Annotated in this window: 25 protein-coding genes and 1 pseudogene; 17 read left to right on the top strand and 9 right to left on the bottom strand. The window is 36.9% G+C overall.

Translation table 11 applies throughout. From position 1 onward, the window contains the following. The first annotated feature begins 215 nt into the window (after positions 1-215). A complete protein-coding gene (locus A8L44_RS03610) occupies positions 216-752 on the top strand; it encodes a DUF1572 family protein (RefSeq protein WP_066101614.1) in 537 nt (178 codons plus the stop codon). A gap of 171 nt (positions 753-923) precedes the next feature. On the opposite strand, the gene A8L44_RS03605 is transcribed toward A8L44_RS03610, so the two are convergent. Beyond that, positions 924-1493, bottom strand: a complete 570-nt coding sequence (locus tag A8L44_RS03605; protein ID WP_066101611.1) for a DUF2777 family protein — start codon at positions 1491-1493, stop codon at positions 924-926. 221 nt (positions 1494-1714) lie between these two features. On the opposite strand from A8L44_RS03605, the gene asnB reads away from it, so the two are divergent. From asnB to A8L44_RS03585, 4 genes are all read left to right on the top strand, one after another. Next, complete coding sequence (gene asnB / locus A8L44_RS03600) at positions 1715-3565, top strand: asparagine synthase (glutamine-hydrolyzing) (protein ID WP_066101608.1); 1851 nt, start codon at positions 1715-1717, stop codon at positions 3563-3565. 130 nt (positions 3566-3695) lie between these two features. Then, on the top strand, positions 3696-3902 hold the full coding sequence (locus tag A8L44_RS03595; protein WP_066101605.1) for a helix-turn-helix transcriptional regulator: 207 nt from the start codon (positions 3696-3698) through the stop codon (positions 3900-3902). Then, positions 3899-4306: a hypothetical protein gene (locus A8L44_RS03590; RefSeq protein ID WP_066101603.1), complete on the top strand. Its 408-nt coding sequence runs from the start codon at positions 3899-3901 to the stop codon at positions 4304-4306. The genes A8L44_RS03595 and A8L44_RS03590 overlap by 4 nt, the downstream gene beginning before the upstream one ends. Positions 4307-4415: 109 nt before the next feature. Continuing rightward, positions 4416-5342, top strand: a complete 927-nt coding sequence (locus A8L44_RS03585; protein WP_254654684.1) for an aminoglycoside phosphotransferase family protein — start codon at positions 4416-4418, stop codon at positions 5340-5342. A 122-nt stretch (positions 5343-5464) separates the two neighbouring features. On the opposite strand, the gene A8L44_RS03580 is transcribed toward A8L44_RS03585, so the two are convergent. The 3 genes from A8L44_RS03580 to A8L44_RS03570 all read right to left on the bottom strand — a co-directional run bounded on the left by A8L44_RS03580 (position 5465) and on the right by A8L44_RS03570 (position 8857). Then, positions 5465-5947 carry a hypothetical protein gene (locus A8L44_RS03580; protein WP_066101599.1) on the bottom strand — a complete coding sequence of 161 codons (483 nt, stop codon included), beginning with the start codon at positions 5945-5947 and terminating at the stop codon, positions 5465-5467. Then, positions 5937-6320: a hypothetical protein gene (locus A8L44_RS03575; RefSeq protein WP_066101598.1), complete on the bottom strand. Its 384-nt coding sequence runs from the start codon at positions 6318-6320 to the stop codon at positions 5937-5939. The genes A8L44_RS03580 and A8L44_RS03575 overlap by 11 nt, the downstream gene beginning before the upstream one ends. 794 nt (positions 6321-7114) lie before the next feature. Next, entirely contained in the window at positions 7115-8857 is a 1743-nt protein-coding gene (locus A8L44_RS03570; RefSeq protein ID WP_066101596.1) for a glycoside hydrolase family 13 protein, read from the bottom strand. 334 nt (positions 8858-9191) lie between these two features. Here A8L44_RS03570 and A8L44_RS03565 point away from each other — a divergent pair, with 334 nt between their 5' ends. The 6 genes from A8L44_RS03565 to A8L44_RS03540 all read left to right on the top strand — a co-directional run bounded on the left by A8L44_RS03565 (position 9192) and on the right by A8L44_RS03540 (position 17161). Further along, entirely contained in the window at positions 9192-10457 is a 1266-nt protein-coding gene (locus A8L44_RS03565; protein ID WP_066101595.1) for an extracellular solute-binding protein, read from the top strand. A 196-nt stretch (positions 10458-10653) separates the two neighbouring features. Then, the gene (locus tag A8L44_RS03560; protein WP_066101593.1) at positions 10654-11943 is read left to right on the top strand and encodes a carbohydrate ABC transporter permease; all 1290 of its coding nucleotides are present in this window, start codon (positions 10654-10656) and stop codon (positions 11941-11943) included. Continuing rightward, positions 11943-12788 carry a sugar ABC transporter permease gene (locus A8L44_RS03555; RefSeq protein ID WP_066101590.1) on the top strand — a complete coding sequence of 282 codons (846 nt, stop codon included), beginning with the start codon at positions 11943-11945 and terminating at the stop codon, positions 12786-12788. The genes A8L44_RS03560 and A8L44_RS03555 overlap by 1 nt, the downstream gene beginning before the upstream one ends. A 36-nt stretch (positions 12789-12824) precedes the next feature. Then, entirely contained in the window at positions 12825-14366 is a 1542-nt protein-coding gene (locus A8L44_RS03550) for an alpha-amylase family glycosyl hydrolase (RefSeq protein ID WP_066101587.1), read from the top strand. A gap of 77 nt (positions 14367-14443) precedes the next feature. After that, on the top strand, positions 14444-16123 hold the full coding sequence (locus A8L44_RS03545) for a glycoside hydrolase family 13 protein (RefSeq protein WP_066101584.1): 1680 nt from the start codon (positions 14444-14446) through the stop codon (positions 16121-16123). An 18-nt stretch (positions 16124-16141) separates the two neighbouring features. Continuing rightward, a complete protein-coding gene (locus tag A8L44_RS03540) occupies positions 16142-17161 on the top strand; it encodes a LacI family DNA-binding transcriptional regulator (RefSeq protein WP_066101581.1) in 1020 nt (339 codons plus the stop codon). Positions 17162-17227: 66 nt separating this feature from the next. Here A8L44_RS03540 and A8L44_RS03535 read toward each other — a convergent pair whose 3' ends face one another. Together A8L44_RS03535 and A8L44_RS03530 are read right to left on the bottom strand one after the other, a co-directional pair. Beyond that, positions 17228-18094 carry an SDR family oxidoreductase gene (locus A8L44_RS03535; RefSeq protein WP_066101578.1) on the bottom strand — a complete coding sequence of 289 codons (867 nt, stop codon included), beginning with the start codon at positions 18092-18094 and terminating at the stop codon, positions 17228-17230. Positions 18095-18305: 211 nt separating this feature from the next. Further along, positions 18306-19178: an SDR family oxidoreductase gene (locus A8L44_RS03530; RefSeq protein ID WP_066101576.1), complete on the bottom strand. Its 873-nt coding sequence runs from the start codon at positions 19176-19178 to the stop codon at positions 18306-18308. A gap of 209 nt (positions 19179-19387) precedes the next feature. Here A8L44_RS03530 and A8L44_RS19130 point away from each other — a divergent pair. Continuing rightward, a pseudogene (locus A8L44_RS19130) lies at positions 19388-19568 on the top strand (hypothetical protein); the annotation flags it as partial. Positions 19569-19651: 83 nt separating this feature from the next. Here A8L44_RS19130 and A8L44_RS03525 read toward each other — a convergent pair. The 3 genes from A8L44_RS03525 to A8L44_RS03520 form a co-directional block, all read right to left on the bottom strand. After that, a complete protein-coding gene (locus A8L44_RS03525; protein WP_066101573.1) occupies positions 19652-20143 on the bottom strand; it encodes a YajQ family cyclic di-GMP-binding protein in 492 nt (163 codons plus the stop codon). Between the two features lie 125 nt (positions 20144-20268). After that, complete coding sequence (locus tag A8L44_RS18405; RefSeq protein WP_077247962.1) at positions 20269-20403, bottom strand: DUF3941 domain-containing protein; 135 nt, start codon at positions 20401-20403, stop codon at positions 20269-20271. 91 nt (positions 20404-20494) lie between these two features. Continuing rightward, positions 20495-21352 (bottom strand): DegV family protein, encoded by an 858-nt coding sequence (locus tag A8L44_RS03520; protein WP_066101572.1) that lies wholly within the window; start codon positions 21350-21352, stop codon positions 20495-20497. 135 nt (positions 21353-21487) lie between these two features. On the opposite strand from A8L44_RS03520, the gene A8L44_RS03515 reads away from it, so the two are divergent. The 5 genes from A8L44_RS03515 (at position 21488) to A8L44_RS03495 (ending at position 26613) form a co-directional block, all read left to right on the top strand. Then, complete coding sequence (locus A8L44_RS03515) at positions 21488-22330, top strand: YitT family protein (RefSeq protein ID WP_066101567.1); 843 nt, start codon at positions 21488-21490, stop codon at positions 22328-22330. Positions 22331-22788: 458 nt separating this feature from the next. Beyond that, positions 22789-23598: a YveK family protein gene (locus A8L44_RS03510; protein WP_066101564.1), complete on the top strand. Its 810-nt coding sequence runs from the start codon at positions 22789-22791 to the stop codon at positions 23596-23598. Next, positions 23588-24277, top strand: coding sequence for a CpsD/CapB family tyrosine-protein kinase (locus A8L44_RS03505; RefSeq protein ID WP_077247960.1), 690 nt, complete (start codon positions 23588-23590; stop codon positions 24275-24277). Before A8L44_RS03510 ends, A8L44_RS03505 begins: the two co-directional genes overlap by 11 nt. Before the next feature lie 18 nt (positions 24278-24295). Beyond that, the gene (locus A8L44_RS03500; protein ID WP_066101560.1) at positions 24296-25666 is read left to right on the top strand and encodes a sugar phosphate nucleotidyltransferase; all 1371 of its coding nucleotides are present in this window, start codon (positions 24296-24298) and stop codon (positions 25664-25666) included. Positions 25667-25941: 275 nt separating this feature from the next. Continuing rightward, positions 25942-26613, top strand: a complete 672-nt coding sequence (locus tag A8L44_RS03495; protein WP_066102381.1) for a sugar transferase — start codon at positions 25942-25944, stop codon at positions 26611-26613. The last annotated feature ends 65 nt before the right edge of the window (positions 26614-26678 follow it).

Below are 26678 nucleotides of genomic sequence, written 5' to 3'. Positions count from 1 at the left end.
TTTACTTTAGTCGGTATCTGTAAGTGCAGTAATTAAAATGATACTGAATAGCTTATATGTAAAAGTTGGATGGATAGGAGGGTGTCTATTTTCTTCCGCAGCATAGAAAACTTTTTTTATTGATATTGGTTAAATTGTTCAAAGTAGATTTTAAACAAGAAATGTTTACGGGTAATGATATAAAATTTCCTGACTTATGATGTGGGAGGATACTGATGAGTATGGAGAATGAGTATTTAAGGATTATTAAGGAACGATTTAAAAGTGTTAAAAGTCTTGGAGATAAAGCAATTTCACAATTATCAGAAGAAGATATACATTGGGCTTTAAATGAGGAATCCAATAGTGTAGCTGTTATCGTACAGCATTTAAGCGGCAATATGGTATCTAGATGGACCGATTTCTTGAATTCGGATGGAGAGAAGCCTAATCGGAATCGGGAACAGGAATTTATAACTCATCTTTTAACAAAGGATGAAATGATCGGTATTTTAGAAGACGGATGGAATACTCTCTTTAAAGCATTACATAATTTAGGCGGTGAAGATTTATTAAAGAAAGTATATATACGTGCGGAAAGCCATTTGGTAATAGACGCTATTGAGAGACAATTAGCTCATTATGCGTATCACATTGGACAAATCGTCTATATAGGTAAACAAATAAAGAGTAAAGAGTGGGAAAGTCTTAGTATACCAAAAGGCCAATCAGAAGCTTATTTGCAGCAAATGCTGAAAAAACATCAATCCTGAAATAGGGTATCCTCCTAATAAAACCCCTCTAAAAATTGCCTATAGCAGACAGCCTTTCACTTGAAGTAAACAGTATATAACCTAAAGTGCTCACGAGCTGAAAGTACTTTAGGTTATCACGATTTAAAATGGATTGGAGATGTGTGAAAATGAAATGAGCTGCCAGTGTCCTTAATCCTTGTTCTTTACTAATTTTTCAATGATCATTCGTTTTCCAGTATTCAGGGTAAATTCAAAGCGGTTTTGTTCTTTGTTGTGCTCGTTAAAATGGTGGTGGACAGAGCAGATATAATCACCATTATCAAAAATGAAAAAGTTCGTGCCTGATGACTGGGCTGTAGATGAAAAGGATAATTGGTTATAGCCATAGATACAGTCATAAGCAGAGAAATCCATGCTGTTTAACGTCGTGATGAATTGAAAGAAAGCATCATCCCTTAATTCCTCCAGTAAACGTTCCAAAGAGTATTGTAAATTTTTTTTAATACGAACCTGGTCTTCATCTTTTATAAAAATAAGCTCTTTGCCCGATAAAAGCTTCCCGTCTTCTACTAATGTCCCTTTTCTCCAACGATTATTACGATAAATGGATATCTCATTATTCATATATTCCTCAAGTGGGTATGCCTCATCTGTTTCTTCATCGAAGAAGACCCATTGATCATTGATGTTTTCAAAGATTCCTTCTGTATATGCTCGCAGCTGTTTACTTAATAGTTGATTTCTAAGTTGATTTTTCATTTGTGCGCCTCCAAGTGCAGATAAAAGAGTCTATGTAGAACTCAAATTACTGCATATCCGTTTTGTAATGATAAAATTTATGGCACTGTTTTCTATTTCTTAACATAAGCATCTTCTTTTATAACCCCACCCCTTAAAGTTGGACAATTAACAACTTTGTGTAAGATGCATATCATGTTAGCAGGAATGGGCCATTTGCTTGTTTGAAAGGATGATGCATTTTGTGCGGTATTACTGGCTGGGTTGAATTTAATCGATCTATTGATCAAGAGAAAGAGATTCTCATTAAAATGACAAATACACTCTCAAAACGTGGACCGGATGACACGAATATTTGGGATAGCCAACATGTCGGTTTGGGACATAAAAGGCTCATTGTGGTGGATCCGCTCTGTGGAAAACAACCTATGATCCGTGAAAAAAATGGGAATCAATTTGTACTATGCTATAATGGTGAACTTTACAATACAGAAGATATACGAAAAGAACTATTATTAAAAGGATATTCATTCACTGGCCATTCGGACACTGAAGTTCTGTTAACTGCCTATATGGAATGGCAAGAAAAATGCGTGGATTTTTTTAATGGGATATTCGCCTTTGCGATTTGGGATGAAGCCAAACAACAATTATTTGTGGCAAGAGATCGATTAGGGGTAAAACCTTTTTTTTATTCCCTACAAAATGGCCAATTTTTATTTGGTTCTGAAATAAAAGCTATTATGGCTCACCCGGGAGTCAAGCCGGTTCTGACAAGAGAAGGACTTGCAGAAATATTCGGACTTGGTCCTTCACGATCACCTGGTTCAGGGGTTTTTAAAAATATTCATGAACTCCGCCCAGGACATACCTTAACCTTTAATAGAGATGGACTTAAAATTAACCGATATTGGAATGTGAAGAGTGAAACACATCAGGAGAGTCTAGATGAAACCGTGGAAAAGGTCCGTTTTCTAGTGACGGATGCTGTAAAAAGACAATTGGTTTCAGATGTTCCATTATGTACATTCCTATCAGGCGGACTTGATTCAAGTGCCATTACAGCAATTGCTGCCAAGCAATATCAGATGGCCGGGAAACCTGCTCTTAATACGTATTCGATTGATTATGAGGATAATGCTGCTCATTTTCAAGCGAATGAATTCCAGCCCAATGCGGATGGTCATTGGATTGAACTAATGAATCAGGAATTTGGCACGAAACATCACTATTGTGTCATCAGTCAGGAAGAACTGATTAATAATTTGGGAGAGGCCGTAATCGTAAAAGATTTACCGGGTATGGCAGATATCGATTCTTCTTTGCTTTGGTTTTGCAGAAAAATCAAAGAGGACTATGTCGTCGGTCTTTCTGGAGAATGTGCGGATGAGATTTTTGGAGGCTATCCATGGTTTCATAATCCTGAACAATTATCAAACGATACTTTTCCATGGATGCGCTCTATCCATGAACGAAATCAATTACTTAGACAAGACTGGAGAAAAAAGCTATCTCTTGAAGAGTATGTAAAGCATAAATATCAAGAAAGTCTACAGGAGACGCCTTTGCTTTCGGGAGAATCTGACTTAGAAACAAAAAGAAGGCAGTTATTTTATTTAAATATGACCTGGTTTATGACCAATCTGTTGGATCGTAAAGACCGAATGAGTATGGGAGCAAGTTTAGAAGTACGTGTTCCATTTGCAGATCATCGTCTAGTGGAATATGCCTGGAATATACCGTGGGATATGAAAATGGCAGGTAACCGGGAAAAGGGAATTCTAAGGAAAGCCTTGAAGGGAATCCTACCGGAAGATGTTTTATACAGAAAGAAAAGCCCATATCCGAAAACGCATAATCCTCTTTATACAAAGCTTGTGAAGGATTGGCTTGAGGAATTATTAGAGGATGGGGATTCCCCCCTATTCGAATTCTTCGATAAAGATCAGCTGAAAGCCCTTGTTGATACTGGAGGATCTTCATTTAAAAAGCCATGGTTTGGGCAATTGATGTCCGGTCCGCAATTACTTGCTTATTTGATTCAAGTACATTTATGGTTTAAGCATTACAATATTACTTTGGAGGATTCATAAGTAAAACTAAGGCTGCCTATATCATGGCAGCCTTTTCTCGTGCAAAATACGGTATAACTGAAGAATCTCGTTATGTAATTTATATTTTACATTATGGAATATATATGTTACTTTAACATCGAGGTGTATTATGGAAAATTTAGTAAAAGTTGCTCGTGTAAGAGTAGGTTTGACGCAACAGCAATTGGCTGAAGCTGTTGGTATTACAAGGCAAACGGTTAGTCTTATTGAGAAAGGGAAATACAACCCATCATTAAAGCTATGCTTGCAAATTTGCTATACAGTAAATACAAAATTAGATGAAATCTTTTGGATTGAAAAGGAGGATATTGAATGAAAAAGATTACAGATGAGAGGCTTATCTTCAAAAATTTACAAAATATTAAAATAGCTTATACCATACAAACACTTGGTATTCTATGTATACTTGGATACGATTTTTTTCAGGGCGGCCTTGAACAAATGCGTTCAAATCCTTTTTGGTTTTTATTTATATTAACTTCTGTTGTGTCTGCTTATTTATCAATGAGTGTAAGTATCGAACATGAGAAAGAAAACATTAATCCTAAAAAATCATTTATGATAAGTTTAACAGTATTGACAGCTATTGTAGTCATTTCTGCCTCTCTCATTTCAATTACACCTGGCTATGGATGGGGGGAAGGTCTGCTTGTAGGAGGTGTTATTTTTATCTGTGGTCTTACACCTTTGTATTATGTTTACCGGTTAAGAATGAAATAAGGAAATAATTTTGTAGATGAATAAGTATATAGAGATATGGTTTAGCAGCTTTATAAGGTCTAAGAAAAAAGTGATTCTACATAAAAAAACATGAGACGGAGGTAGTATATTGATCGATTTCTCTTTTTGCTTCAGTCAAACCGAAAGTGAAAAAATAATTAATCGCTTTGGGTTGGATTTTTATAAGAAGGTCTTGTTAGATCTTGTATATTATGCTGACAAGTGGAGTTTAACAGCTATTCAATTCATTCCGTCTTATTCCGCAAAGGTAGTGTTTAAGTGTCAATCTAAAAAATATGGTGATGTGGTCCTGAAACTAGGTGATCCTTCTTTAGGAGAGATTATTTCAGAATATCATACATTATGTCAATATCATGCGCGGGGATTTTGTAGAGTGATTGAAGCGGACATTGAAAATGGTGTCATTCTTGAAGCCCGTATACAGCCTGGTACATCTTTGAGAGAAGAGAATTCACTTGAAAAAAGATTATCTGTTTTTTGTCACTTTTACAAAGGACTTCATATCTCCCCATCTAAATCTGTGGTTTATCCTAGTTATATGCAATGGGTCGATCGAATAACAGAATACATGAGCAAACAAAAAGATTGTAGAGAGCTATATTTATATATGAAAAAAGCGAGGAATATTTATTTATCGATTTCAGCTATGTATTCTGAAAAGGCGTTGCTTCATGGTGATTTACATCATGATAATATCCTTCTTGGTATGGATGGAGAATATATAATTATTGATCCTAAGGGTGTCATCGGTGACCCAGTGTTTGATGTTCCGCGTTTTATATTAAATGAATTTGATAATAAAAAAGATAGGGAAACGTATAAGAAAATAAACAATATCATTGAAGTTTTAGAAAAAGAGCTTACTATCCCAGATTCTATTATAAGGCAATGCCTATATGTCGAAACTCTTATGAGCGTGTGTTGGTGTATAGAGGATGGTGGAGAATATTCAAGTGTTAAGAAAGATATTATATTAGCAGAAGCTTTGTTGAATAGCTGCTCTTTAAATCTCTGAACTAAATAGAAAGTTATTGGAGGATTAATCCATTATACTAGAAGAAAAACAGAATGAAACAATATATATAAAGCCGGAAACCTTCAGAGTAAATTTAGTCTCCAAGACTCCCGGCCATTATATTACTTGAATATATGGTTAATGACTTCATCCATGGACATTGTACTATCAACTTCAAATACGCCAGGCTTCAGTTTGTTTTCCAGCTTTCTGCTTTCAATTGTTTTCGTAAAGCTAGAAGCATCATTAATGATTTTTCCTTTAACCAACGCTTGAGCAACATCAATACTGGTCATTCCGCTAGCTACATTTATTACTGTTTTGTAGATAACTTTTTGATCCTGCTGTTCAGAGGTTTCTTTTGCAGTTTGCTCTGCTTCTTTCAGTTCAGCGGAATATTCATCCTCTGTTTTTATAACATATCCCAAAGAAGATAGCTCATCTTTCATTTCATTTTCTGTCATTTCTTTAGTGATGGTATTTTTGGGAGATTCTGCAGCTTGAGTAACCGTTTCTTCCTCAGAGGAGGAATAATATACGGCGCCGCACACACCTGCTGCCACAATGATCCCAGCAGCAAAGCTACTTAGAACTTTAGGCGTCATTGGCTACTTTCCTCCTTCTTTGGCTAGGGCCTTCGTATGGAGCAAGCAATTCTACTACTTCTTCCTCCGTAAGTTTGTGCATAGAGGCAATACTTTTAGTGGAATAGCCGCGCTTATATAAGTCTAGCATTTTCACCATAGCTTGGCGTTCTTCAGAGTGATGAGTCATGATACCAGCTTCCTGAGCAGTAACCTCTGCATTTAATTCTAGTCTATTGATTTGCTCCTGCAGTTTGTTCGTTTCATCGAGCATGACTGCATAATAACTTTCTAACTGCCTTTTTTCCTCTTTCGTTTGCTTCTTCATTTTCATAAATGCAATAAGAAGTAAAACGACAGCTGTACTAAATAAGATAATTAAAGCTATATTCATTTGTTTATATCCTCCTATAAAAATCCTCTATTTATTATACATATAAAAATAGCATTTACGACAGAAATTGCCCAAAAGAAAAAAATTTGTAATCTTCTTTTCAAAAAAAGTGCTCTTTAACAAGCGATATGGATGACTGTTATACATAACTTGTTATTTTATTGGTAATATAGTAAATATTTAGGTGTGAGTTAAAGCAGGTAAGTTATAGATAAGTTTCATTTAATAGGAGGAAGGCAATGGTTAGATTGGAAGAAATGAAATCAGATGAGTTTCAAAATTATCAAGTTATGCAATTAAAAACTATGCAAATGAACACGTAAAGGCTGGTAATTGGAAGGAGGCAGAAGCAATTGATCAGGCTGCTGCAGAATTTAAAAGGTTATTATCTGATGGAAAAGATACCGCTAATCATCACCTATTCTCTATTCGTGAGGAAGAGAGAGAAGTAGGTATGATTTGGCTTGCTCAGCTTTCAACGATTAATATTTGGAAGGATAATCAAGGACTTGGTTATGGAAAAGAGGCAATGTAAGAAATTAAAATCTTCGCCCAAAATCAGGGTCTTAACTATATAGGGCTTCACGTCTTTGGTCACAATAAGTGGGCACGAGATTTATATGAGAAATTAGGATATATAGAAACGGATATTATCATGAGGAAAAAATTAAGATAAAAACAGTCCTTAAGTGGATTATTTGTATCTATGGTAAGTTTTATGGAGATAATTGCTGAAGAATGGAAAGCATTTTGTTGAAAAAAGCCGCCCAAAAACAGGCGGCTTTATAGATACTTTATTTAGAAACAGAAAGAATCGTATATCCGTCTTCAGAAAGTGTAAGCTGACCTTTATCATTCCATTGACTTTTAGAATCCATGTAAAGTGGCTTAGCACTCTTCCATTCTTTCAAAGAAATAGACTTTGATTGTTTGCCAAGATTAATGCACACATAGGCAAGAGATTCAGAGCTTTCTCTTTTATACATAACTACATCAGGATCATGAGCTACAAAGAGAAGATCACCTTCATTGGCGAGGACCTTATGATCTTTACGTAAGTTAATTAAGGATTGCACATGCTTACGAAGCTCGAGGTCTTGATTTTTGTCCTCCCAAGGCATACATTTACGGCAGCCCGGATCATCTTCACCATCTAGTCCAATTTCATCGCCATAATAAATGCATGGCGTTCCCGTAAAGGTAAGTAATATCGTGAAAATTTGTTTGATTTTATCAAGATTACCTTCACATTCTGTTAAAATCCTAGGTGTGTCATGGCTTCCGATTAAATTGAAGGCCGCCATATTCACAATATGTGGATACATATGATAAACCTTCGTCATTTTTTCAGCAAACTGTGTAGGTGTGATGGTGTTTTTGGCGAAAATTTCCAAGATTGCAGTTAAGAATGGATAGTTCATTACAGCATCAAATTGGTCTCCACGCAGCCACGGCATGGAATCATGCCAAATTTCGCCGAGTATGTATGCATCCTCTTTTTCAGATCTAACTGCTTTACGGAAATCACGCCAGAAATCAAAATCTACTTCATTGGCTACATCTAGTCTCCAGCCATCAATATTGCATTCACGGATCCAATACTTAGCCACATTTAGCAAGTATTCTTTTACTTCTGGATTCTTTGTATTTAATTTTGGCATTGTTTCTACAAAACCAAAGGCATCATAGTTGAGATTTTCTTCAACCATTGGAAGGCTGCGCGTATGGAACCAATCCTTATACTTGGAATCCTCTCCTTTTTCTAATACATCCTGGAATGGCTTGAAATGATAGCCGCTATGATTAAATACCGCATCAAGCATGACCCTTATACCGCGCTTGTGGCTTTCTTCAACGAGTCGTTTTAATGTTTCCTTCGTTCCAAATTGTGGGTCAAGCTCCATATAATCAATGGTGTCATATTTATGGTTGGAATAAGCATGAAATACAGGGGTGAAATAAATTCCAGTAATGCCTAAATCCTTGAGATAATCTAAATGATCGATGACCCCTGCCAAGTCACCGCCAAAGAAATTGGTTGGTGTCGGTGCGGCACTTCCCCATGGCAAAGTACCTTTAGGATTTAATTTTGCATCCCCGTTTGCAAACCGTTCGGGGAAGATTTGGTACCAAACAGTATCTTTAACCCACTCTGGTGCGCTGAATACTTCTGTATGATGAAGATATGGTAAAGCAAAGAGAAGGCCGACTTTAGGAAGTTCCTCGTAAAAACCTTTTTCAGAATAATAGGCTGTTTTAGCATTCTTATCTGTTAAACGGAAAGTATAGCGAGCTCGGCGGTGGGGAAGATCAATGGTAGAACGCCAATAATCATACAGTTCATCACTGCCGGTATAGTCCATATTTTTTGCTTTGTAAATCCATTCACTGCCCTGAAAATCATAGGGATCACCATATAGTAACTCCATCTTTTCAATATCATCTTTTTTACTCATGATCATAATCGTAATGGAGTTTAATGATGAACTATACATAAATTGATCTCTTGCAAAGTGAATAACAGATGCTTTTTCCATGTAACCTTTCTCCTCTCAATATACAAGTGAATATTAATGCAAACGCTTGCGCCTTCTATTCATTAACTATATCAGTTAATGATAAATTTTCAATATCGAAAATTTCAGATAATAACAATGTGTTTTTACCCATAAAACGATGTAAAATAACTTAATAAATAATTCACAATTTTATTATTGTTAAATTTTGATAAATAAGTATAATAAAGGTGTTGAGTCTGCAATCGTTTTCATTAGAAAATTAATACAAAAATTATTATATTTGAACATCAAGTGCATTCTTATGTGCAAACGTTTGTTTACTTAGCGATATTATAAGAGGAGGGGTTGACCCATGAAAAAAGCATACTCCATGTTAATGGTGCTCATGCTCGTAATTGGCGTACTGGCTGCTTGTGGACCAGACAGAGAGAAAGAAACAGGCAGTAAGGAAGATACGAATACGGATAAACCTGAAAAACTAGTCATTTGGGAAGATACAGATAAAGGACCTGGCTTAGAGCCGGCTATAAAAGCATTTGAAAAAGAGCATGGAATTAAAGTTGAATATAAAGAAATGGGTATGGCAGATAAGATTCGTGAACAAATCAGATTGGATGGACCAGCTGGAAAAGGTCCGGATGTTATCACATTGCCGCATGATCAAATTGGTCAATTAGCTATTGAAGGTGTATTAGCTGAACTAAAAGTAGACCAAAGTGTAATCGATACTTTTACAGAATCTTCTGTTCAGGCACAAACCTATGATGGTAAATTATATGGCTTGCCAAAAGCTACTGAAACACCAGTCTTTATTTATAACAAGAAACTTATGGAAAAACCGCCTGCAACAATGGATGAATTATATACATTTGCAAAAGAGAACACAAAAGGCAAAACATATGGATTTACAGCTAAATGGGATGATTTTTATCATGCATATGGTGTAATTGGCGGTATGGGTGGTTATGTGTTTGGAGAAAAAGATGGATCTCTAAACCGTGATGATTTAGGACTAAATAATGAAGGTGCAATTGAAGGCGCTGAATTTATTGCTAAATGGTATAAAGAAGGCCTGTTCCCTAAAGGGATTATTGGAGAAAGCGGCGGTTCAGCACAGGATGGTTTATTTAATGAAGGAAAACTGGCTTCCGTACAAAATGGACCTTGGGCTTTCCAAGGATATAAAGATGCAGGTATAGATATTGGAGCAACTGCATTGCCGACACTTCCAAATGGAGAACACATGAAAACCTTCATGGGTGTTAAAGGATGGCACGTGTCAGCTTACTCTAAAAATACAGATTGGGCTACTAAATTGGTTGAACACTTAACTAATTATGATAGCGCGAAAGTTCGTTATGAAAAAACACAGGAGATTCCTCCGGTTAAAAAATTGATTGAAGATCCAATTATTGCTGACAATGAATTTTCTAAAGCAGTAGCAGAGCAATCCCAATATGCGATTCCAATGCCTAATATACCAGAAATGGGAGAAGTTTGGTCCCCGATGGCAGCGGCTTTAGAGACAATCGCAACTGGTAAAGCAGATGCTAAATCTGCAATGGATGAGGCAGCGAAGACAATCAAAACAAATATTGATACCAACCATAAAAAATAATGCTAGGTAAGGGTTAGGCGGTATCCAATTATTCTGGATATGGCCTATCCTTTTATAACAAGGTATTGGTTATATTGCATTTTAGTGAAAACTCGGGAAGAGACTTTCTCTTTGTTCATCTTCCCTTTAGAAAGTTTGTTTCTGGGCTTTCACAGAATATAGCCAATTCTTTTCGTAGAAAGGGGAAAAACCCACGATGGATATAATTCCTGCTCAAACAAAAACCAACTATGCTAAAAAGGCTGCTTTATTTTCGATTATTCCAGGGTTTGGACAGTTTTTTAATAAACAATACATAAAAGGAATTATCTTTCTTATTTTGACAGCCTCTTTTTTTATTGCTTTTGCAGATATGTTAAATATTGGATTTTGGGGATTGGTCACTTTAGGTGAAATTCCGAAGCTTGATCATTCTGTTATTTTATTGATAGACGGCATTCTAACGTTAATTGTAACGATTATTGGTTTAGGTATTTACGCTTTTAATATTTACGATGCTTATAACAATGGTAAAAAGAGAGACCAAGAGATTGCATTAAATTCTATACGCGAGCAATATCAAAATTTAATTGATAATGGATTCCCCTATCTAATTGTTTCTCCGGGATTTTTGTTATTAATTTTCGTTGTTATATTTCCGATTATCTTCTCTTTCCTTTTGGCATTCACAAACTATGATTTGTATCATTCCCCGCCTGCAAATCTGGTCGATTGGATTGGATTTCAGAACTTTATTGATATTTTTAAAATAGAAATATGGAGAACCACATTCTTTAAAGTGTTTGGCTGGACTATTGTATGGACATTTACAGCAACGACTTTACAAATTGCACTCGGAGTCTTTCTGGCAGTATTGGTTAATCAGAAAGATTTAAAGGGCAAGGCTATCATTAGAACCGTCCTGATTTTGCCTTGGGCCGTTCCTGCCTTTGTATCCATCCTTGTATTTTCAGGTATGTTTAATGAATCATTTGGTATTATCAATACGACGATTCTTCCGGCTCTTGGATTACCTCCAGTGGATTGGATGACGGAAGCAAACTGGACAAGACTTGCTTTAATTCTCATACAGGGCTGGTTAGGATTTCCGTTTATTTTTGCCATGACAACAGGAGTCCTTCAATCTATACCGGAGGATTTATATGAAGCGGCCACGATAGATGGGGCTAGCTTGATGCAGAAATTCAGAAAAATTACTTTACCGCTCGTTTTGTTTGCCACTGCGCCTATACTAATCACACAGTATACGTTTAATTTTAATAACTTTAATTTAATCTTTTTATTTAATAACGGAGGCCCTGCCATACCGGGTCAAAATGCGTGGGGTACGGATATATTAATTTCGTGGATTTATAGATTGACAATGACATCGGCTCAATATGGAAAAGCTGCCGCAGTTACGATGATTCTTTCACTAATTGTCATGTCTGTAGCATTATGGCAATTCAAACGGACTAAGTCTTTCCAAGAGGAGGATATGATGTAATGAAGAGTTCAAAAAAGAATAAAATGATCCGCTTAACCTTATCTTATATAGTCATAGCCATCATGTTTGCCATTGTCATCTATCCAATTCTTTGGATTATAGGCTCATCCTTTAATCCGGGGAACAGTTTGTCCGGTTCAACGATGTTTCCCAAAAATCCAACGCTCGACCATTATAAAGAGCTATTTGATATGAAAAACAGTGATTATCTGATTTGGTACTTTAACTCTCTTAAAATTAGTATTATGACAATGATTTTAACGGTTATTACGGTTTCTTTTACAGCCTATGCGTTTTCACGATATCGGTTTGTTGGGAGAAAAAATGGATTAATGACCTTTTTGATTTTACAAATGATCCCGAACTTTGCAGCCTTGATTGCCATTTATGTATTGGCCGTTCGGACAGGATTGCTGGATACACATATCGGCTTAATTTTACTGTATGTGGGTGGACAAATTCCGATGAATACGTGGTTGATGAAGGGGTATCTTGATACCATTCCACGTGAACTCGATGAAAGTGCGAAGATGGATGGAGCTGGTCATTTACGTATATTCTTCCAAATCGTCCTGCCTTTGGCAAAACCAATCATAGCGGTTGTAGCGTTATTCGCTTTTGTTGCTCCTTTCGGAGATTTTATTTTAGCGAAAATATTAATTAGCTCAAGTGATCAGTATACGATTGCAGTTGGTTTATATGAACTGGTTGGTAAGAAATTTGGAGCAGAATTCACCAAGTTTGCAGCAGGTTCGGTTTTAATTGCTATTCCAATTGCTACCCTTTTCCTATTCTTCCAAAAATACTTTGTTTCCGGATTGACGGCTGGCGGTACAAAGGGATAAGGTTATTTTGATGGGAGAAATAAGGGGGAAATTAGTATGTTAAAAAAAGTAATGGCCATTCTGCTGGCGCCGTTTATCTTACTTTCGACAATTCCAGTATCTGCGGAGGAAATAGAGGGAAGAGATTGGCAGGATGAGTCCATCTACTTCATCATGGTGGACAGATTTTATAATGGTAATACGAAAAACGATCATAGTGTGGACCTTGATAATCTTAATACATACCAAGGCGGGGATTTTGCCGGTATTATGCAAAAGTTAGATTATTTGCAGGAAATGGGCTTTACCACTATTGCACTGAATTCAATCGTTGAAAACACAGAATCAGGCTATCATGGAGATTGGGCTCTGGATTATAGAAAGATCAATGCGAATTATGGAACATTAAAGGAATTTAAACAGTTAGTGCAAGAAGCTCATAAACGTAATATGAAAGTGATCGTTGACTTTAATGCGAATCATGTCGGACCTAATCATCCATGGCTTAAGGATTCGGCAAAAGAAGATTGGTTTCATGAAAGAAAAGATGTGACCTCTGCAAGTAACCAGGAAGGGAAGCAGGCTGGATGGATAGATGGATTACCAGATTTAGCACAGGAAAATCCTGAAGTATCTGCTTACTTGCTGGATGCTGCGAAGTGGTGGATTACAGAAACCAATATTGACGGCTATCGCTTGAATGATTTGGAGTATGTTTCTGTTGATTTTTGGAGTAATTTCAGTAAAGAAATGAAATCGGTTAAAAATGATTTCTTTCTACTTGGTAATGGTACTATAGAAAATACATCTGATTTGGTTGGCCTTCAGGAATCAGGCATTGATGGTGTACTAGATAAACAACAAATGGAAGCGTTGAGAGAGGTATTTGCTAAACCGGATCAGAAGATGAATTCATTATTCACTATCTGGAATGAACGAATGCAAACGATAAGTCAGCCACATCAGTTGGGAGTTATGGTTGATACAGAAGATATACCTAGATTCACTAAGTCAATGCAGGATCATAATCAATTCCCTGGAACGAGATGGGAATTACTAATGACCCATATGTATACCATGCCTGGTATCCCAATGGTTTATTACGGATCCGAAATAGCCATGAATGGTAATGAGATACCTGATAATCGCCGTATGATGGATTTCAGAACAGATAAGGATTTAATTGAATATATTGGTAAAATAGCTGCACTGCGTAAAGAATATCCTGCTTTAAGGAAAGGAACTCTTGAACTTTTGAACGAGCAGGATGGAATGGCCGTCTACAAAAGAGAGTATGAAGACCAAATAATGATAGTTGCGATTAATAATAGCTCGAAAACAAAAACCATTCAACTTGATGCAGCTAATCTTCCAGCAAGTGAAGAGTTACGTGGCAGGCTTAATGCAGATATGGTCAGAAAAAGTAATGATACCTATTCAATTACTTTGGATCGTGAAACATCAGAAGTCTATTTGGCAGCAGAAAAAAGCGGCGTAAATTATGTATTCATTGCTGTAATCGTTTTAGTTAATATCTTGTTCTTTGGGTTCCTTTATTTGGCACGAAGAAAAGGCAAACGGCAAAACAATCATAATTGAACGAAAATGGAGGGATGTTATTTCTCTCCTTTTTTTTAATAATAATCATAGACTAGCATAAGTGAGGATGAAAGTGCTTGAATAAGAAATGGTGGAAGGAAGCAGTTTGTTATCAAATATATCCAAAGAGTTTTAAAGATTCCAATGGAGATGGGATTGGAGATTTACGAGGGGTAATTAATAAACTTGATTATTTAACCGAACTGGGGATAGATGTTATCTGGATTTGCCCTATTTATCAATCCCCCAATGCGGATAATGGTTATGATATCAGTGATTACCAAGCAATCATGGACGAGTTTGGAACGATGAAGGATTTTGACGAATTACTGGAGAAAGTTCATAAACGGGGTATGAAATTAATAATGGATCTGGTTGTTAACCATACAAGTGATGAGCACCCGTGGTTTTTAGAATCCAAAACATCAGTAGATTCACCTAAAAGAGATTGGTACATATGGAGTGATGGAAGCCCTAGTGGCCCACCGAATAATTGGGAGAGTATTTTCTCCGGCAGTGCATGGGAATATGATGTGGAAAGTGGGCAATATTATTTGCATGTATTTGCAACAAAACAGCCTGATTTGAATTGGGAGAACAAGGATATGAGAGAGGCCGTTTATAATATGGTCAATTGGTGGTTAGATAAAGGGATTGACGGATTCCGTATTGACGCTATTAGCCATATAAAAAAGAAGGCTGGTTTTCCAGATGCAGCAGGATTAGATGATAACGGGATAAAAGGTTTCAAGATGTATACGGACCAGGATGGGATTCATGATTTCCTTCAAGAATTAAAGATGAAAACATACTCAAACTATGACATTATGACGGTGGGAGAAGCAAGTGGGGTAAGAGCCGAAGATGCAGACCCCTGGGTAGAAGAGCAAAAAGGTGCTTTTGATATGGTATTTCAATTTGAGCATTTGAGCCTATGGGAAAAAGAAACTGAAGTTGATCTCGACCTTGTATCATTAAAAAGAATCCTGTCAAAATGGCAAACTGTATTACATGGTAAAGGCTGGAATGCGTTGTTCATTGAAAATCATGATAAACCACGTATTGTATCCGTACTGGGAAACGATCAGGAGTATTGGCAAGAAAGCGCTAAGATGCTAGGAACTATGTATTTCTTCATGCAGGGTACCCCTTTTATTTATCAAGGGCAGGAAATTGGCATGACAAATGTAGCCTTTCCTTCTATTAATGATTACGATGATATTAGCATGAAGAATTACTATCAGTTAGAAACTGCCAAAGGAAGAGACCATCTTGAAATTATGAAGGTAATATGGAAAAACGGACGTGATAATTCCAGAACACCAATGCAATGGGATGATTCGTTAAACGGTGGTTTTACATTAGGAATACCTTGGATGAAGGTGAATCCAAATTACCAGGAGATTAATGTAAAGCATCAGCGTCAGGATTCCAATTCGATTCTTTCCTTTTATAAAAAAATGATTCGCTTGCGCAAGCAGTATGATTGTCTTGTTTATGGTGAATATAAGCTTTACCTTGAAGATGATCCTAATGTGTACATGTACTCCAGATATACAGATGAACAAACCGCTTTAGTAATCTGTAATTTCAATAAAGATAGTGAAGCTATTACTTTACCGGTGTTCAATGGGTTGACAGGGGAGCTAATCCTTAGTAATTATAATAATCATAGTGAAGAAACAGACGAACAGGGTAATATCTATTTATCACCATATGAATCAAGAGTCTATCTCTTCAAACAGATCGCTGAATAGGAAATGGGGAACAATCGTATGGCGATAACGATAAAAGACGTAGCGAAATTGGCAAATGTGGCACCTTCGACAGTTTCCAGAGTAATTGCCAACAATCCAAGAATAAGCGAGAAGACAAAAAGAAAAGTAAGAGAAGCAATGGAAGAACTCGGCTATCATCCAAATTTTATAGCGAGAAGCTTGGCAAACAAGTCAAGTGAGGTTTTAGGAATCGTTATGCCCAAGTCTGGAGATGGATCTTTTTTAAATCCATTTTTCTCTACGGTTATGAAGGGTTTAAGCCAGGCTGCGCATGAAGACTTGTATGGCTTACATATTACTACGGGGATATCGGATGAAGGAATATTTAATGAAGTTGAAAAAATGGTACATGGCGGCAGAGTGGACGGAGTTATTTTGCTTTACTCTAAAGTTGACGATACCGTATTGAACTATCTATATAAAATAAATTTCCCATTTGTTGTTATTGGAAAACCACCAATGCATGACAGCAGTATTACGTATGTGGATAACGATAATTTTCAGGCCGGCAAGGATGTAGCCGATTATTTACTTGCGAACGGGCATAAGGATATCGCCTTTATTGGAGGGAGTGCCCATCTGGTCGTCACGATTGAACGGATGAGAGGGTACGAGGAAGCATTGAAGGAAGCTGGAATACCTATTTTAAAAGAATATGCGATTCATGAAGATTTCATGCTTGAAGGCGGTAAAGAAGCAGTCAAGCAATTAATGAATCTTGAAAAACCTCCTTCAGCATTGATAGTTGCTGATGATTTTATGGCACTTGGTGTACTGAACATGCTTGATGAAATGGATATCAGTGTTCCAGAGGATATCTCAGTAGTAAGCTTTAATAATGTCTTAATTTCTCAATTGTCAAAGCCTCCTCTTTCCTCTGTGGATATCAATATAGAGAAATTGGGGTATCAGGCAGTCAAATTGCTGATTTCCAAAATAAAGAACCCTCAGGGACCAACAATGCGTATGATTATTCCGCATCAATTCATTATTCGATCATCTGTTACAAAAAAATAAGGTACTTTTATAAAGAAACGGTGAAGACATCTTAAAGGTGTCTTCACCGTTTTCTATCTTTATCCATTATCCATTAACGACACTGCCGCCATTTACATGCAAGGTTTGTCCAGAAACATAGGACGAGTCATCACTTGCCAGGTAAACATAAGTAGGAGCCAATTCATCAGGCTGCCCAATACGGCCAAGCGGTGTATTTTGACCCCAGCTTTCTTCAATTTGCTCAGCAGAGAAGGATGCGGGAATTAACGGTGTCCAAATAGGGCCCGGTGCAACGGCATTCACATAGATTCCCTTAGGAGCAACACTATTGGAAAGGGCACGGGTAAAGGATACGATCGCTCCCTTTGTAGATGAGTAATCAATTAACAATGGATTACCCTGGTAAGCTGTTACACTGGCAGAATTGATAATCTTGCCGCCCTTCGGAAGATGTTTCATGGCTGCTTTTGCCATATAAAAATATCCGAATATATTGGTTCGGAATGTGCGTTCCAATTGTTCTGACGTTATGTCAGTAAATTCTTTTTGAACATGCTGTTCTGCAGCGTTATTGACAAGAATATCGAGTTTACCGAATGTTTCAACGGTCTTTTCTACAGCATTTATGCAAACATCTTCATATCCAACATCGCCTGTGATTAACAGGCATTTTCGGCCTTCCGCTTCTACAAGCTCTTTTGTTTTTTCGGCATCTTCTTGTTCTCTATCGACATAAAGAATAGCTACATCGGCGCCTTCTTTGGCAAAGTAGACTGCAACTGATTGGCCAATTCCGCTGTCACCGCCAGTAATAATAGCCACTTTATCTTTTAATTTCCCACTGCCTTTATAGGAAGAAGTAACGGTAATAGGTTCGGGATCCATTTTATACTGCAATCCCGGTTGTACTTCTTGCTCTTGTCCTGGCGCATTATTAAATCTTTCACTCATAACTGAATACCTCCTATATTTTTCATCTATGTGTATACTTTTCCACTGTTTGTTGAAACAAAACATTTTTCGTCATGAAGGTCGCTGAATAAGATTATATAGTCGGCGTCAAGTGAGGGGCGATAAACTATATAGAAAGAAAATCGAAAAGGGTAACACCCTCAATTGAGAGTGTTACCCTGTCTTTGTGTATATGATCTAGAATCGTTAATTACCCATTCACAACAGAGCCGCCATTGACATGAAGGACCTGTCCGCTGACATAGCTGGAATCATCACTTGCCAAATAAACATAAGTTGGGGCTAATTCGGATGGTTGTCCAGCACGTCCAAGTGGAACGTTTTTACCAAATTCAGCCACTTTATCAGCCTCGAATGTAGCAGGAATTAATGGTGTCCAAATTGGTCCCGGTGCTACTGCATTCACGCGGATTCCTTTGCTGGCAATACTATTGGAAAGCGCACGTGTAAAGGATACAATGGCACCTTTCGTTGAAGAATAATCAATCAATTGTGCATTACCTTGATAGGCTGTTACAGAAGTTGTATTAATGATGGAGCTTCCTTTAGATAAGTGAGGAAGGACAGCTTTTGTTAAATAGAATTGTGAAAAGATATTGGTTCTAAATGTTTTTTCTAATTGTTCATCACTGATATCCAACAGGCTCTCCTGAGGATGCTGTTCAGCTGCGTTATTGACTAAGATATCAATTTTGCCGAATTCACTTTTAACTTTTTCGGCGACTTCGCGGCAAAAAGCACTGTCACCTATATCTCCAGCCAATAGCATGCATTGTACGCCTTCGTTTTCCACTAAATCTTTTGCTTTATTCGCATCCTCGTGTTCATTCAAATACACAATCGCAACATTGGCGCCTTCTTTAGCATAATAGTGGGCAACAGATCGGCCAATCCCACTGTCTCCGCCTGTGATAATCGCTACTTTTCCTTTTAATTTATCGCTGCCTTTATAATTTTCATCGACTTCTTTTGGTTCAGGATGCATTTCGTTTGTTACACCAGGTTGAGTATCCTGTTCTTGGGCTGGAAATCCATCTTTACCGATTTTTATATCTTCATTCATTTCACAACATCCTTTCCAATTAATGTTTCCCTATTGTTATTCCTCATTTATGGAAAAAGAAACATGGAAATAGGATTAAAGTTAAGGATGTTTTATTACTTACAAAAAAAGCACTGGAAAATAAGGTGTATGTAAAAAAATGTGATGATTTGCTGATTTTAATGTCGTTTTGTTAATGCTCAAAACAATAGGATCCAAGTAGTGATAGTGAAGAAATTCAGGATTTTTTAACCGAATTAAAAATAAACCCTTTGAGAAGGTTGGGCTATTAAGGGTAATGCTCACTGGATGGACTGAAAATTTTAAAGCATTAGAGAATAAGAGTTTTATTCCTGGGCTTCAGTGGGCATCACTGCACAAATAGTTCCCTATATTAAACCTGAAAAATAGAAAAAAAGCCATCGTGTAGCCGATGGCTTTTTAGATGCAATTCAATATGCCTCTATAAGTAGCTCTTCAAACCTATGTAACTACTAGCGGAAGTTGATAAATTGAACTTCAATAGAAAGATCCGCTTCCCGAATGGCTGCAATAACTTGCTGAAGATCATCCTTGCTTTTTCCGGTCACACGGATTTGATCGTCCTGTATTTGGGATTTAACTTTGTTACCCACATTTTTAACAATTAAATTAATTTTCTTTGCGTTGTCTTTATCTATTCCTTGAACTAATTTAGCTCGTTGACGAACTGTGCCGCCTGAAGCGCCTTCCATTTTTCCATAATCAAGGTTCTTGATGGGAACGCCGCGTTTTATGAGCTTGCTCATCAAAACATCCTTTAACTGCCCCATTTTGTAATCATCGTCAGAAACAAGCACGAGTTCCTCATTTTCCAGCTTAATATCACTTTTGCTACCTTTAAAATCATAACGTGTTTTTACTTCCTTCATTGCCATCGTTACAGCATTTGTTACCTCTGATAAATCGATTTTTGACACCACGTCAAATGAGCTTTCTTTAGCCATACGATCCCTCCGTTTTTATTTTATTATAAAAAAAGCACTATATAAGTTCAATTACAAGTAAAAAAGAGGATTTTTTATTGAAATCCTCTTTATACACAGTTAATATGTTGAAATGGAGATTTTACTTATAAGTGATCAGTCTTTTTTGAAAAAGATTTTTTTCCGGCTTTTCGGTTTTTCTCTTCCTGAATATTTTTAATTTCATTTTTAGCTTGGTTATCTCTGGCTTTTTTATCATTATCTGAAGTATGATATCCCATGTGTGCTTACTTACCCCTTTGCAAATTATTTACTACGAATATGTGTAGTATGCTGCAAGTAGGGGAAAATATGTATACATCAGAATGTATTTCAGGATAGTTTATTTAAGAAAAATATCGCAATGGTACCTGGACCGGCATGAGCGCCAACAGTTGCACCGACAGATGAAATATATACGGATTTTGGTTGGAAATTTTCTTCAATTAATCGCTTGAATTCCATAGCTTTTTCGATATCATCGCCATGACTGATTCCAATTATTTGTTTATCTAATTGGTCTCCTCGTTCTTTCATTACATCGATGACGGCTTGCATCAGTTTTTTGCGGCCGCGGAATTTATCCAGTGGAACCAGTTTGCCATCTTCAACATTTAGCAGTGGCTTGATATTCAATAACCCGCCGAAAAAAGCAGATGTTTTGGAAATTCGGCCACCTCGAGCCAGGTATTCCAAATTGTCTACCGTAAATAAATGTTCCATATGGGAGGCTGAAAACTGTGCTGTTTCTTTCAGTTCTTCAAGACTGGCTCCTTTAGCAGCTTTGCGTACGGCTTCCATGACGACTAGGCCATAGCCCAAAGACGCGCATTTACTGTCGACAATTTCTAATTGAAGATCCGGGTACTCAGCTTTAACTTCGTCTCTCATCATAACAGCTGTTTGATAGGTACCGCTTAATTCGGAAGAAAATGCGACATAAAGTCCGGGTTGTTTATTTTTTGCCAGCTCTTCGAATTTTTCGTAAAAACTTTGTGGAGACACCTGTGATGTTTTGGGTGCTTTTCCTTCGCGCATGGCATCGTAGACTACTTTTGGTTTGATTGTAACTTGATCATCATATTCATTGTCATCAAGATGTACTTTTAATGGAAAAAGAATGATGTTGTTATCCTGGAAGTATTCTAATGGCAAATCGCTTGCACTATCAGCCAAAATTTGTACACTCATATAGACACCTACTTTTTTAAAATTTACTTAGTTTAATTATAAGTCTATTATCTTTTATAGAAAACAAAAATTGTTCACATATCTATCTATCATGGGGAATTTATTTTCAGTTGTCAACTTAAGGAGGAGCTAAATTTGGTTTGGAATGAAACAAAAAAAATACTGGCTGTTGTGGTTGGAGCTTTATTAAATGCAATCGCAATGAATTATTTCTTGATACCTGCAAACGTGTTTGCGAGTGGGTTCACGGGTACAGCCCAAATTATATCAGCAGCATTGGACATGTTTACGAATATTAATTTATCTACAGGTATATTATTACTTGCTCTTAATATTCCGATTGCTATTCTTGCATGGTTTAAGGTTGGAAGGTCTTTCACAGTGTACAGCTTTTTAGCTGTTGTATTAATGTCATTATTCTTAGAAATATTACCGGTACAATCCTATTCAGATGATATTATCCTAAATGCTGTTTTCGGCGGTGTAATTGGAGCGGCCGGTGTGGGAATCACACTGCGATTCGGTGCTTCCACTGGTGGTATGGATATCGTGGCAATGATTCTTTCTAGAATCAATGATAAGCCAATCGGCATTTACTTTTTAATGCTGAATGGAGCTATTGTAGCCATTGCGGGGCTTATGTATTCAGAAGAACAGGCACTTTATACATTAATTTCATTATATGTTTCTACGAGAGTAATTGATGCTATTCATACAAGACATATAAAAGTTACAGCTATGATTGTAACAAGACATGCAGATGAATTGAAGCAGGCGATTCATTCCAAGCTGGTACGCGGAATAACAATGATTCCTGCTGTTGGAGCCTTTACGGGCGAAGATAAAAATATGCTAATGATTGTGATAAGCCGTTATGAGCTATATGATTTACAAAGTGTTATTCAGGAAGTAGACCCACATGCATTTACAAATATCGTTCAATCTACCGGAGTTATCGGTTCTTTCCGGAAAGATTGACAAGGAATAAACCCTTTCCGTGTGCTTTAGAGCGAACGGAAAGGGTTTATTTTTGAATGTAGGATAAGAATGAAGATGCATAGAGAACTAACTATCCTCAATATAGAAAGCGCTTACAATAAATGCTTTTTTTTGCGAAAAACATTTATCTTATAAAAAAGCGAAGGTAAAGTAATTTAAATTATTTTGAAATGGTGTTAAGAAAACATGGCCAAGGGCTGTTCATTATAAATTATTACCTTTGATTATTAAATCGACTGGTGGATAAGTATATAAAAATACGAAAAGGCTTACATTCATTATTTAGAATCAATATAAACTGAAATACCCTAAAATAAATAAATTTTACCAAAATACAAATTTTGACAATTTAAACCCTTTTCTAATTCTAGGTTCTATACTACAATCAACAATAAGTTCTCTTTTGAGAACAAAAAAAGAAATGTATGGAGGTTGGGATGGAAGATACAGTAAGTTTTAAGGATATTTTAAGTGTATTAAAGAGACGGTTAGTACTTATTATTTTGATGACGTTAATAGCGGCTCTGGCCAGTGGCATTATTTCCTATCTCTTTTTATCTCCTTCGTATGAATCATCCACACAAATTCTTGTCAACGACACTATGAACACGAACGAACAACAAAATCAGGATAAGAAAACAAAAAAAGAGGACGCCAAAACTGATAGCAATGAAACTAATTTAATCGACCCTAATCAAGTCCGTGCGAATATTGAATTGATTCATACATACAGTATGTTGATCAAGAGCCAGGCTATTCTAGCAGATGTAATTAGTGAGCTCAGCCTTGACAGAAGCATCGATAAATTAAATGAGCAAGTCACAGTAAACACGACTCAAAATTCTCAAGTTGTTGAAATAGTCGTCAAGGATCAGGACCCTGTTCTGGCAGCGAAAATGGCCGATAGTATTGCGACAGTATTCCAGCAAGAGGTTACTACATTAATGAATATTGATAATATTCATATTCTCGCGAATGCAAATGTTGAAGAGCCTTATGGGATATTTAATCCAGATATGATTAGAAATGTACTGATTGGTTTTTCATTAGGCTTATTTTGTGCTATTGGGGTAGCTTTCTTGTTGGAGTACCTCGACCCTACAATCAGAGATGAAAAAGATATCCTTTATGAATTAGGTATACCGGTTATCGGAAATATCCCGGAAATTAAAGTTAGCAGCAAAAGCATGGAAAGGCAGATGGAGGACAGCCGGGTGAAAATAGGAGGACGTACATTTGAGTCGTAATAGAAATAAAGACTTGCTGGTGAGCAAGGAAAGAGCGAAATATGCACAAATTTATAAACAATCGATTGTGAGTGAGCAGTACAGATTGCTGCGCTCAAGCATAACGTTTTCTCGAATTGGTAAAGACATCCAGACTCTGCTTGTCACATCTCCAAACCACGGGGACGGCAAAACGACCACCGCCGCAAATCTGGGTATCGTGCTGGCCCAGCATGATAAAAAAGTCATCGTCATTGATGCTGATTTAAGAAGACCGAAGATTCATAAATTATTTGACCTTAAACAATCTGATGGCTTAACAGCTATTCTTGCTGGCAAAGCGACTGTGGATGAAGCTATATGCATTTCAGATATACCAAATCTCCATATCATCCAGAGCGGTCCCGTAACCAAAACATCGTACGAGCTCTTAACAGCAAATCGAATAGAGGACATTATCTCGATTCTAAGCCAGCAATATGACACCATAATATTTGATACTTCACCTATCTTGTATACCGCTGAAACGCAAATACTTGCTAATCTTTGTGAAGCTTCCATGCTGGTCGTGAAAAGCGGTCAGACATTAAAAGAAGATGCAAGAAAGGCAGTAAATGTTTTACAAGATTCCAAAGCGGAATTATTGGGAGCTTCATTAAATGGAAATCCAATAAAACCAAAGGCTTATCAATATAACTGATTATTAAGGAGTGGTTAAATGCAGGTTATCCTTTTATCTGGAGGATCGGGGCAAAGATTATGGCCTTTATCTAATGATTCACGTTCAAAGCAATTTCTGAAAGTATTGGAAGGGCATGATAAGACAAACGAATCAATGGCTCAGAGAGTATGGCGACAAATGGATGAAGTAGGACTAATGAAGTCGGCAGTTATTGCGACGAGTAAGAAACAAGTGGATATCCTGAAAAATCAGCTCGGCTCAAACGTTCCCCTTATTATTGAGCCAGAGCGGCGGGATACTTTTCCGGCAATTGCTCTTGCTGCCTCCTACCTATATTCGATCAAAGGAATCAGCCTAGATGAAGTAGTTTCCGTTTTGCCCATTGATTCTTACGTGGAAAATGATTTCTATGAATCTGTGAAAAAATTGGAGGATACGCTAAACACAACAGATTGCAGTATTGCTTTAATGGGAGTGGAACCAAGCTATCCTTCTACTAGTTTTGGCTACATCGTTCCAGAAAAGAAAAATAATGGGCTAGTTCTTGTTAGCCATTTTGTAGAAAAGCCGACAGAAGAGTATGCACAAAGATTGATAAAGGAAGAGGCATTATGGAATTGTGGTGTATTTGCATTTAAGTTAGGTTTTATGATTTCGATTTTAGAAGAAATGAATTTGCCTATAGAGTACGAACAGCTACAAAATGTCTATGAACTCCTGCCTAGTATTAGTTTTGATTTTGAAGTTGTCGAGAAAACGATGAATATTGTCGCTCTCCCCTATAAAGGAATATGGAGGGACCTGGGGATTTGGAGCACCTTAACTGAGCAAATGATCGAGACTGTTCAAGGCTTAGGTGTTATTTGCCCAAAATCTCATAATACCCATATCATCAATGAGCTGGACATTCCAGTTGCGGTTCTTGGTATGCCAGATGCGGTGGTTGTCGCGAGCCCCGATGGCATCTTAGTTGCCAATAAAGGTTTGAGTCATGATCTTAAGAAATTCATATTTCATTTTAATCAAAGGCCGATGTATGAAGAGAGACGATGGGGGTCGTATAAAGTCCTTGATCAAACCGTCTATGATAATGGGACAGAAGTGCTCACAAAAAGAATAACCATTCATGCCGGCAGCAATTTAAGCTATCAGGAGCATAATAAGAGAAAGGAAGTTTGGACTATTCTCAAAGGTGAGGGTTCTTTGGTACTGAATGAATATATATACGATGTGAAGCCGGGAAGCGTAATTGAAATTCCAGCTGGCACAAGACATGCATTGAAAGCTATTTCCGACTTGGAATTAATTGAAGTTCAAAAAGGTAGTTCGCTGACGGAGGAAGATGTGCATAGAATTAGCATGGAATGGGATGAAATTCTTCCTATGATTAGCTCAGTGACTCTTTAGTACATTTGTATAGTTCGTTATTAAGAACAAAGAGAGCTATATAGAAACGTAATAGAAGGACTGAATATTCAAGCCAAAAGTAAAAGTAAGCATATTCATGGGAAAAAGAGTGAATGAAATTCTTTCTCTGATTAATTCAATCACTCTTTAGTATACCTATAAAATTCGTTATTGAGAACAAAAGGGGGCTGGAATGGAAAAATAATTAAAGGACTGGAACAACTCAAACCAAAAGTAAAAGCCACCATATATCAGGGGAAAAAGGAGTGAATTCATTGATTTCTTCTAAGGCAGGGACTGCACAGGAAGCGTTCGCAGAACCGAATGAGCTTGATAACAAGAAATTATATCTAGTATCTAAAAGATACTTAGACATTATTCTAGCTGTAGTGGGTCTTCTGCTGTTAATTCCTGTATTTTTTATTGTAGCCGTCTTGATAAAAATTGAAGATCCTAAGGCTTCTGTGTTCTTTAAACAAATACGTGTAGGCAAGGATGGAAAAACATTCTGTATGTATAAGTTCAGATCTATGGTGATGAACGCAGAGCAACTGATAGAGACACTGCTCAATCAAAATGAGTCCAGTGGGGCTATTTTTAAAATGAAAGAGGATCCTAGGGTTACAAAAATAGGACGTTTTATTCGCAAGACGAGTATTGATGAATTGCCACAACTGTGGAATGTTTTGAAAGGAGAGATGAGTTTGGTCGGTCCCAGGCCGCCATTGCCGAGAGAGGTAGAAAGTTACTCTGACTATCATAAACAGCGTTTGTCCGTTATTCCCGGCTGTACAGGATTATGGCAGGTTACTGGTAGAAGCAGTGTCGGCTTTGAAAAAATGGTTGAGCTGGACCTTTATTATATTCGTAAGCGCCATTTCTTTTATGATATAAAAATCATTTGCAAAACGTTTATCGTAATGTTCTTTCCTAATAATGCTTATTAGGAAAGAACAATAAGAAAGAAGTGATAGTCATAAATAATATTTATGTTTTATATCGACTTATTCTA

The organism is Bacillus sp. FJAT-27986, from assembly GCF_001685035.1.
In the GTDB taxonomy this organism is placed as follows: domain Bacteria; phylum Bacillota; class Bacilli; order Bacillales; family Pradoshiaceae; genus Pradoshia.
This window is presented reverse-complemented; position numbering and strand designations above follow the sequence as displayed.

What these genes read in the sequence shown, in the direction of transcription:
- A8L44_RS03605 (WP_066101611.1), bottom strand. Translation starts at nt 1,493, where the DNA reads ATGAAAAATCAACTTAGAAATCAACTATTAAGTAAACAGCTGCGAGCA.
- A8L44_RS03500 (WP_066101560.1), top strand. Translation starts at nt 24,296, where the DNA reads ATGCAGGTTATCCTTTTATCTGGAGGATCGGGGCAAAGATTATGGCCT.
- A8L44_RS03590 (WP_066101603.1), top strand. Translation starts at nt 3,899, where the DNA reads ATGAAAAAGATTACAGATGAGAGGCTTATCTTCAAAAATTTACAAAAT.
- A8L44_RS03540 (WP_066101581.1), top strand. Translation starts at nt 16,142, where the DNA reads ATGGCGATAACGATAAAAGACGTAGCGAAATTGGCAAATGTGGCACCT.
- A8L44_RS03510 (WP_066101564.1), top strand. Translation starts at nt 22,789, where the DNA reads ATGGAAGATACAGTAAGTTTTAAGGATATTTTAAGTGTATTAAAGAGA.
- A8L44_RS03530 (WP_066101576.1), bottom strand. Translation starts at nt 19,178, where the DNA reads ATGAATGAAGATATAAAAATCGGTAAAGATGGATTTCCAGCCCAAGAA.
- A8L44_RS03580 (WP_066101599.1), bottom strand. Translation starts at nt 5,947, where the DNA reads ATGACGCCTAAAGTTCTAAGTAGCTTTGCTGCTGGGATCATTGTGGCA.
- A8L44_RS03520 (WP_066101572.1), bottom strand. Translation starts at nt 21,352, where the DNA reads ATGAGTGTACAAATTTTGGCTGATAGTGCAAGCGATTTGCCATTAGAA.
- A8L44_RS03555 (WP_066101590.1), top strand. Translation starts at nt 11,943, where the DNA reads ATGAAGAGTTCAAAAAAGAATAAAATGATCCGCTTAACCTTATCTTAT.
- A8L44_RS03550 (WP_066101587.1), top strand. Translation starts at nt 12,825, where the DNA reads ATGTTAAAAAAAGTAATGGCCATTCTGCTGGCGCCGTTTATCTTACTT.
- A8L44_RS03595 (WP_066101605.1), top strand. Translation starts at nt 3,696, where the DNA reads ATGGAAAATTTAGTAAAAGTTGCTCGTGTAAGAGTAGGTTTGACGCAA.
- A8L44_RS03575 (WP_066101598.1), bottom strand. Translation starts at nt 6,320, where the DNA reads ATGAATATAGCTTTAATTATCTTATTTAGTACAGCTGTCGTTTTACTT.
- A8L44_RS03565 (WP_066101595.1), top strand. Translation starts at nt 9,192, where the DNA reads ATGAAAAAAGCATACTCCATGTTAATGGTGCTCATGCTCGTAATTGGC.
- A8L44_RS03610 (WP_066101614.1), top strand. Translation starts at nt 216, where the DNA reads ATGAGTATGGAGAATGAGTATTTAAGGATTATTAAGGAACGATTTAAA.
- A8L44_RS03560 (WP_066101593.1), top strand. Translation starts at nt 10,654, where the DNA reads ATGGATATAATTCCTGCTCAAACAAAAACCAACTATGCTAAAAAGGCT.
- A8L44_RS03525 (WP_066101573.1), bottom strand. Translation starts at nt 20,143, where the DNA reads ATGGCTAAAGAAAGCTCATTTGACGTGGTGTCAAAAATCGATTTATCA.
- A8L44_RS03535 (WP_066101578.1), bottom strand. Translation starts at nt 18,094, where the DNA reads ATGAGTGAAAGATTTAATAATGCGCCAGGACAAGAGCAAGAAGTACAA.
- A8L44_RS03570 (WP_066101596.1), bottom strand. Translation starts at nt 8,857, where the DNA reads ATGGAAAAAGCATCTGTTATTCACTTTGCAAGAGATCAATTTATGTAT.
- A8L44_RS18405 (WP_077247962.1), bottom strand. Translation starts at nt 20,403, where the DNA reads ATGGGATATCATACTTCAGATAATGATAAAAAAGCCAGAGATAACCAA.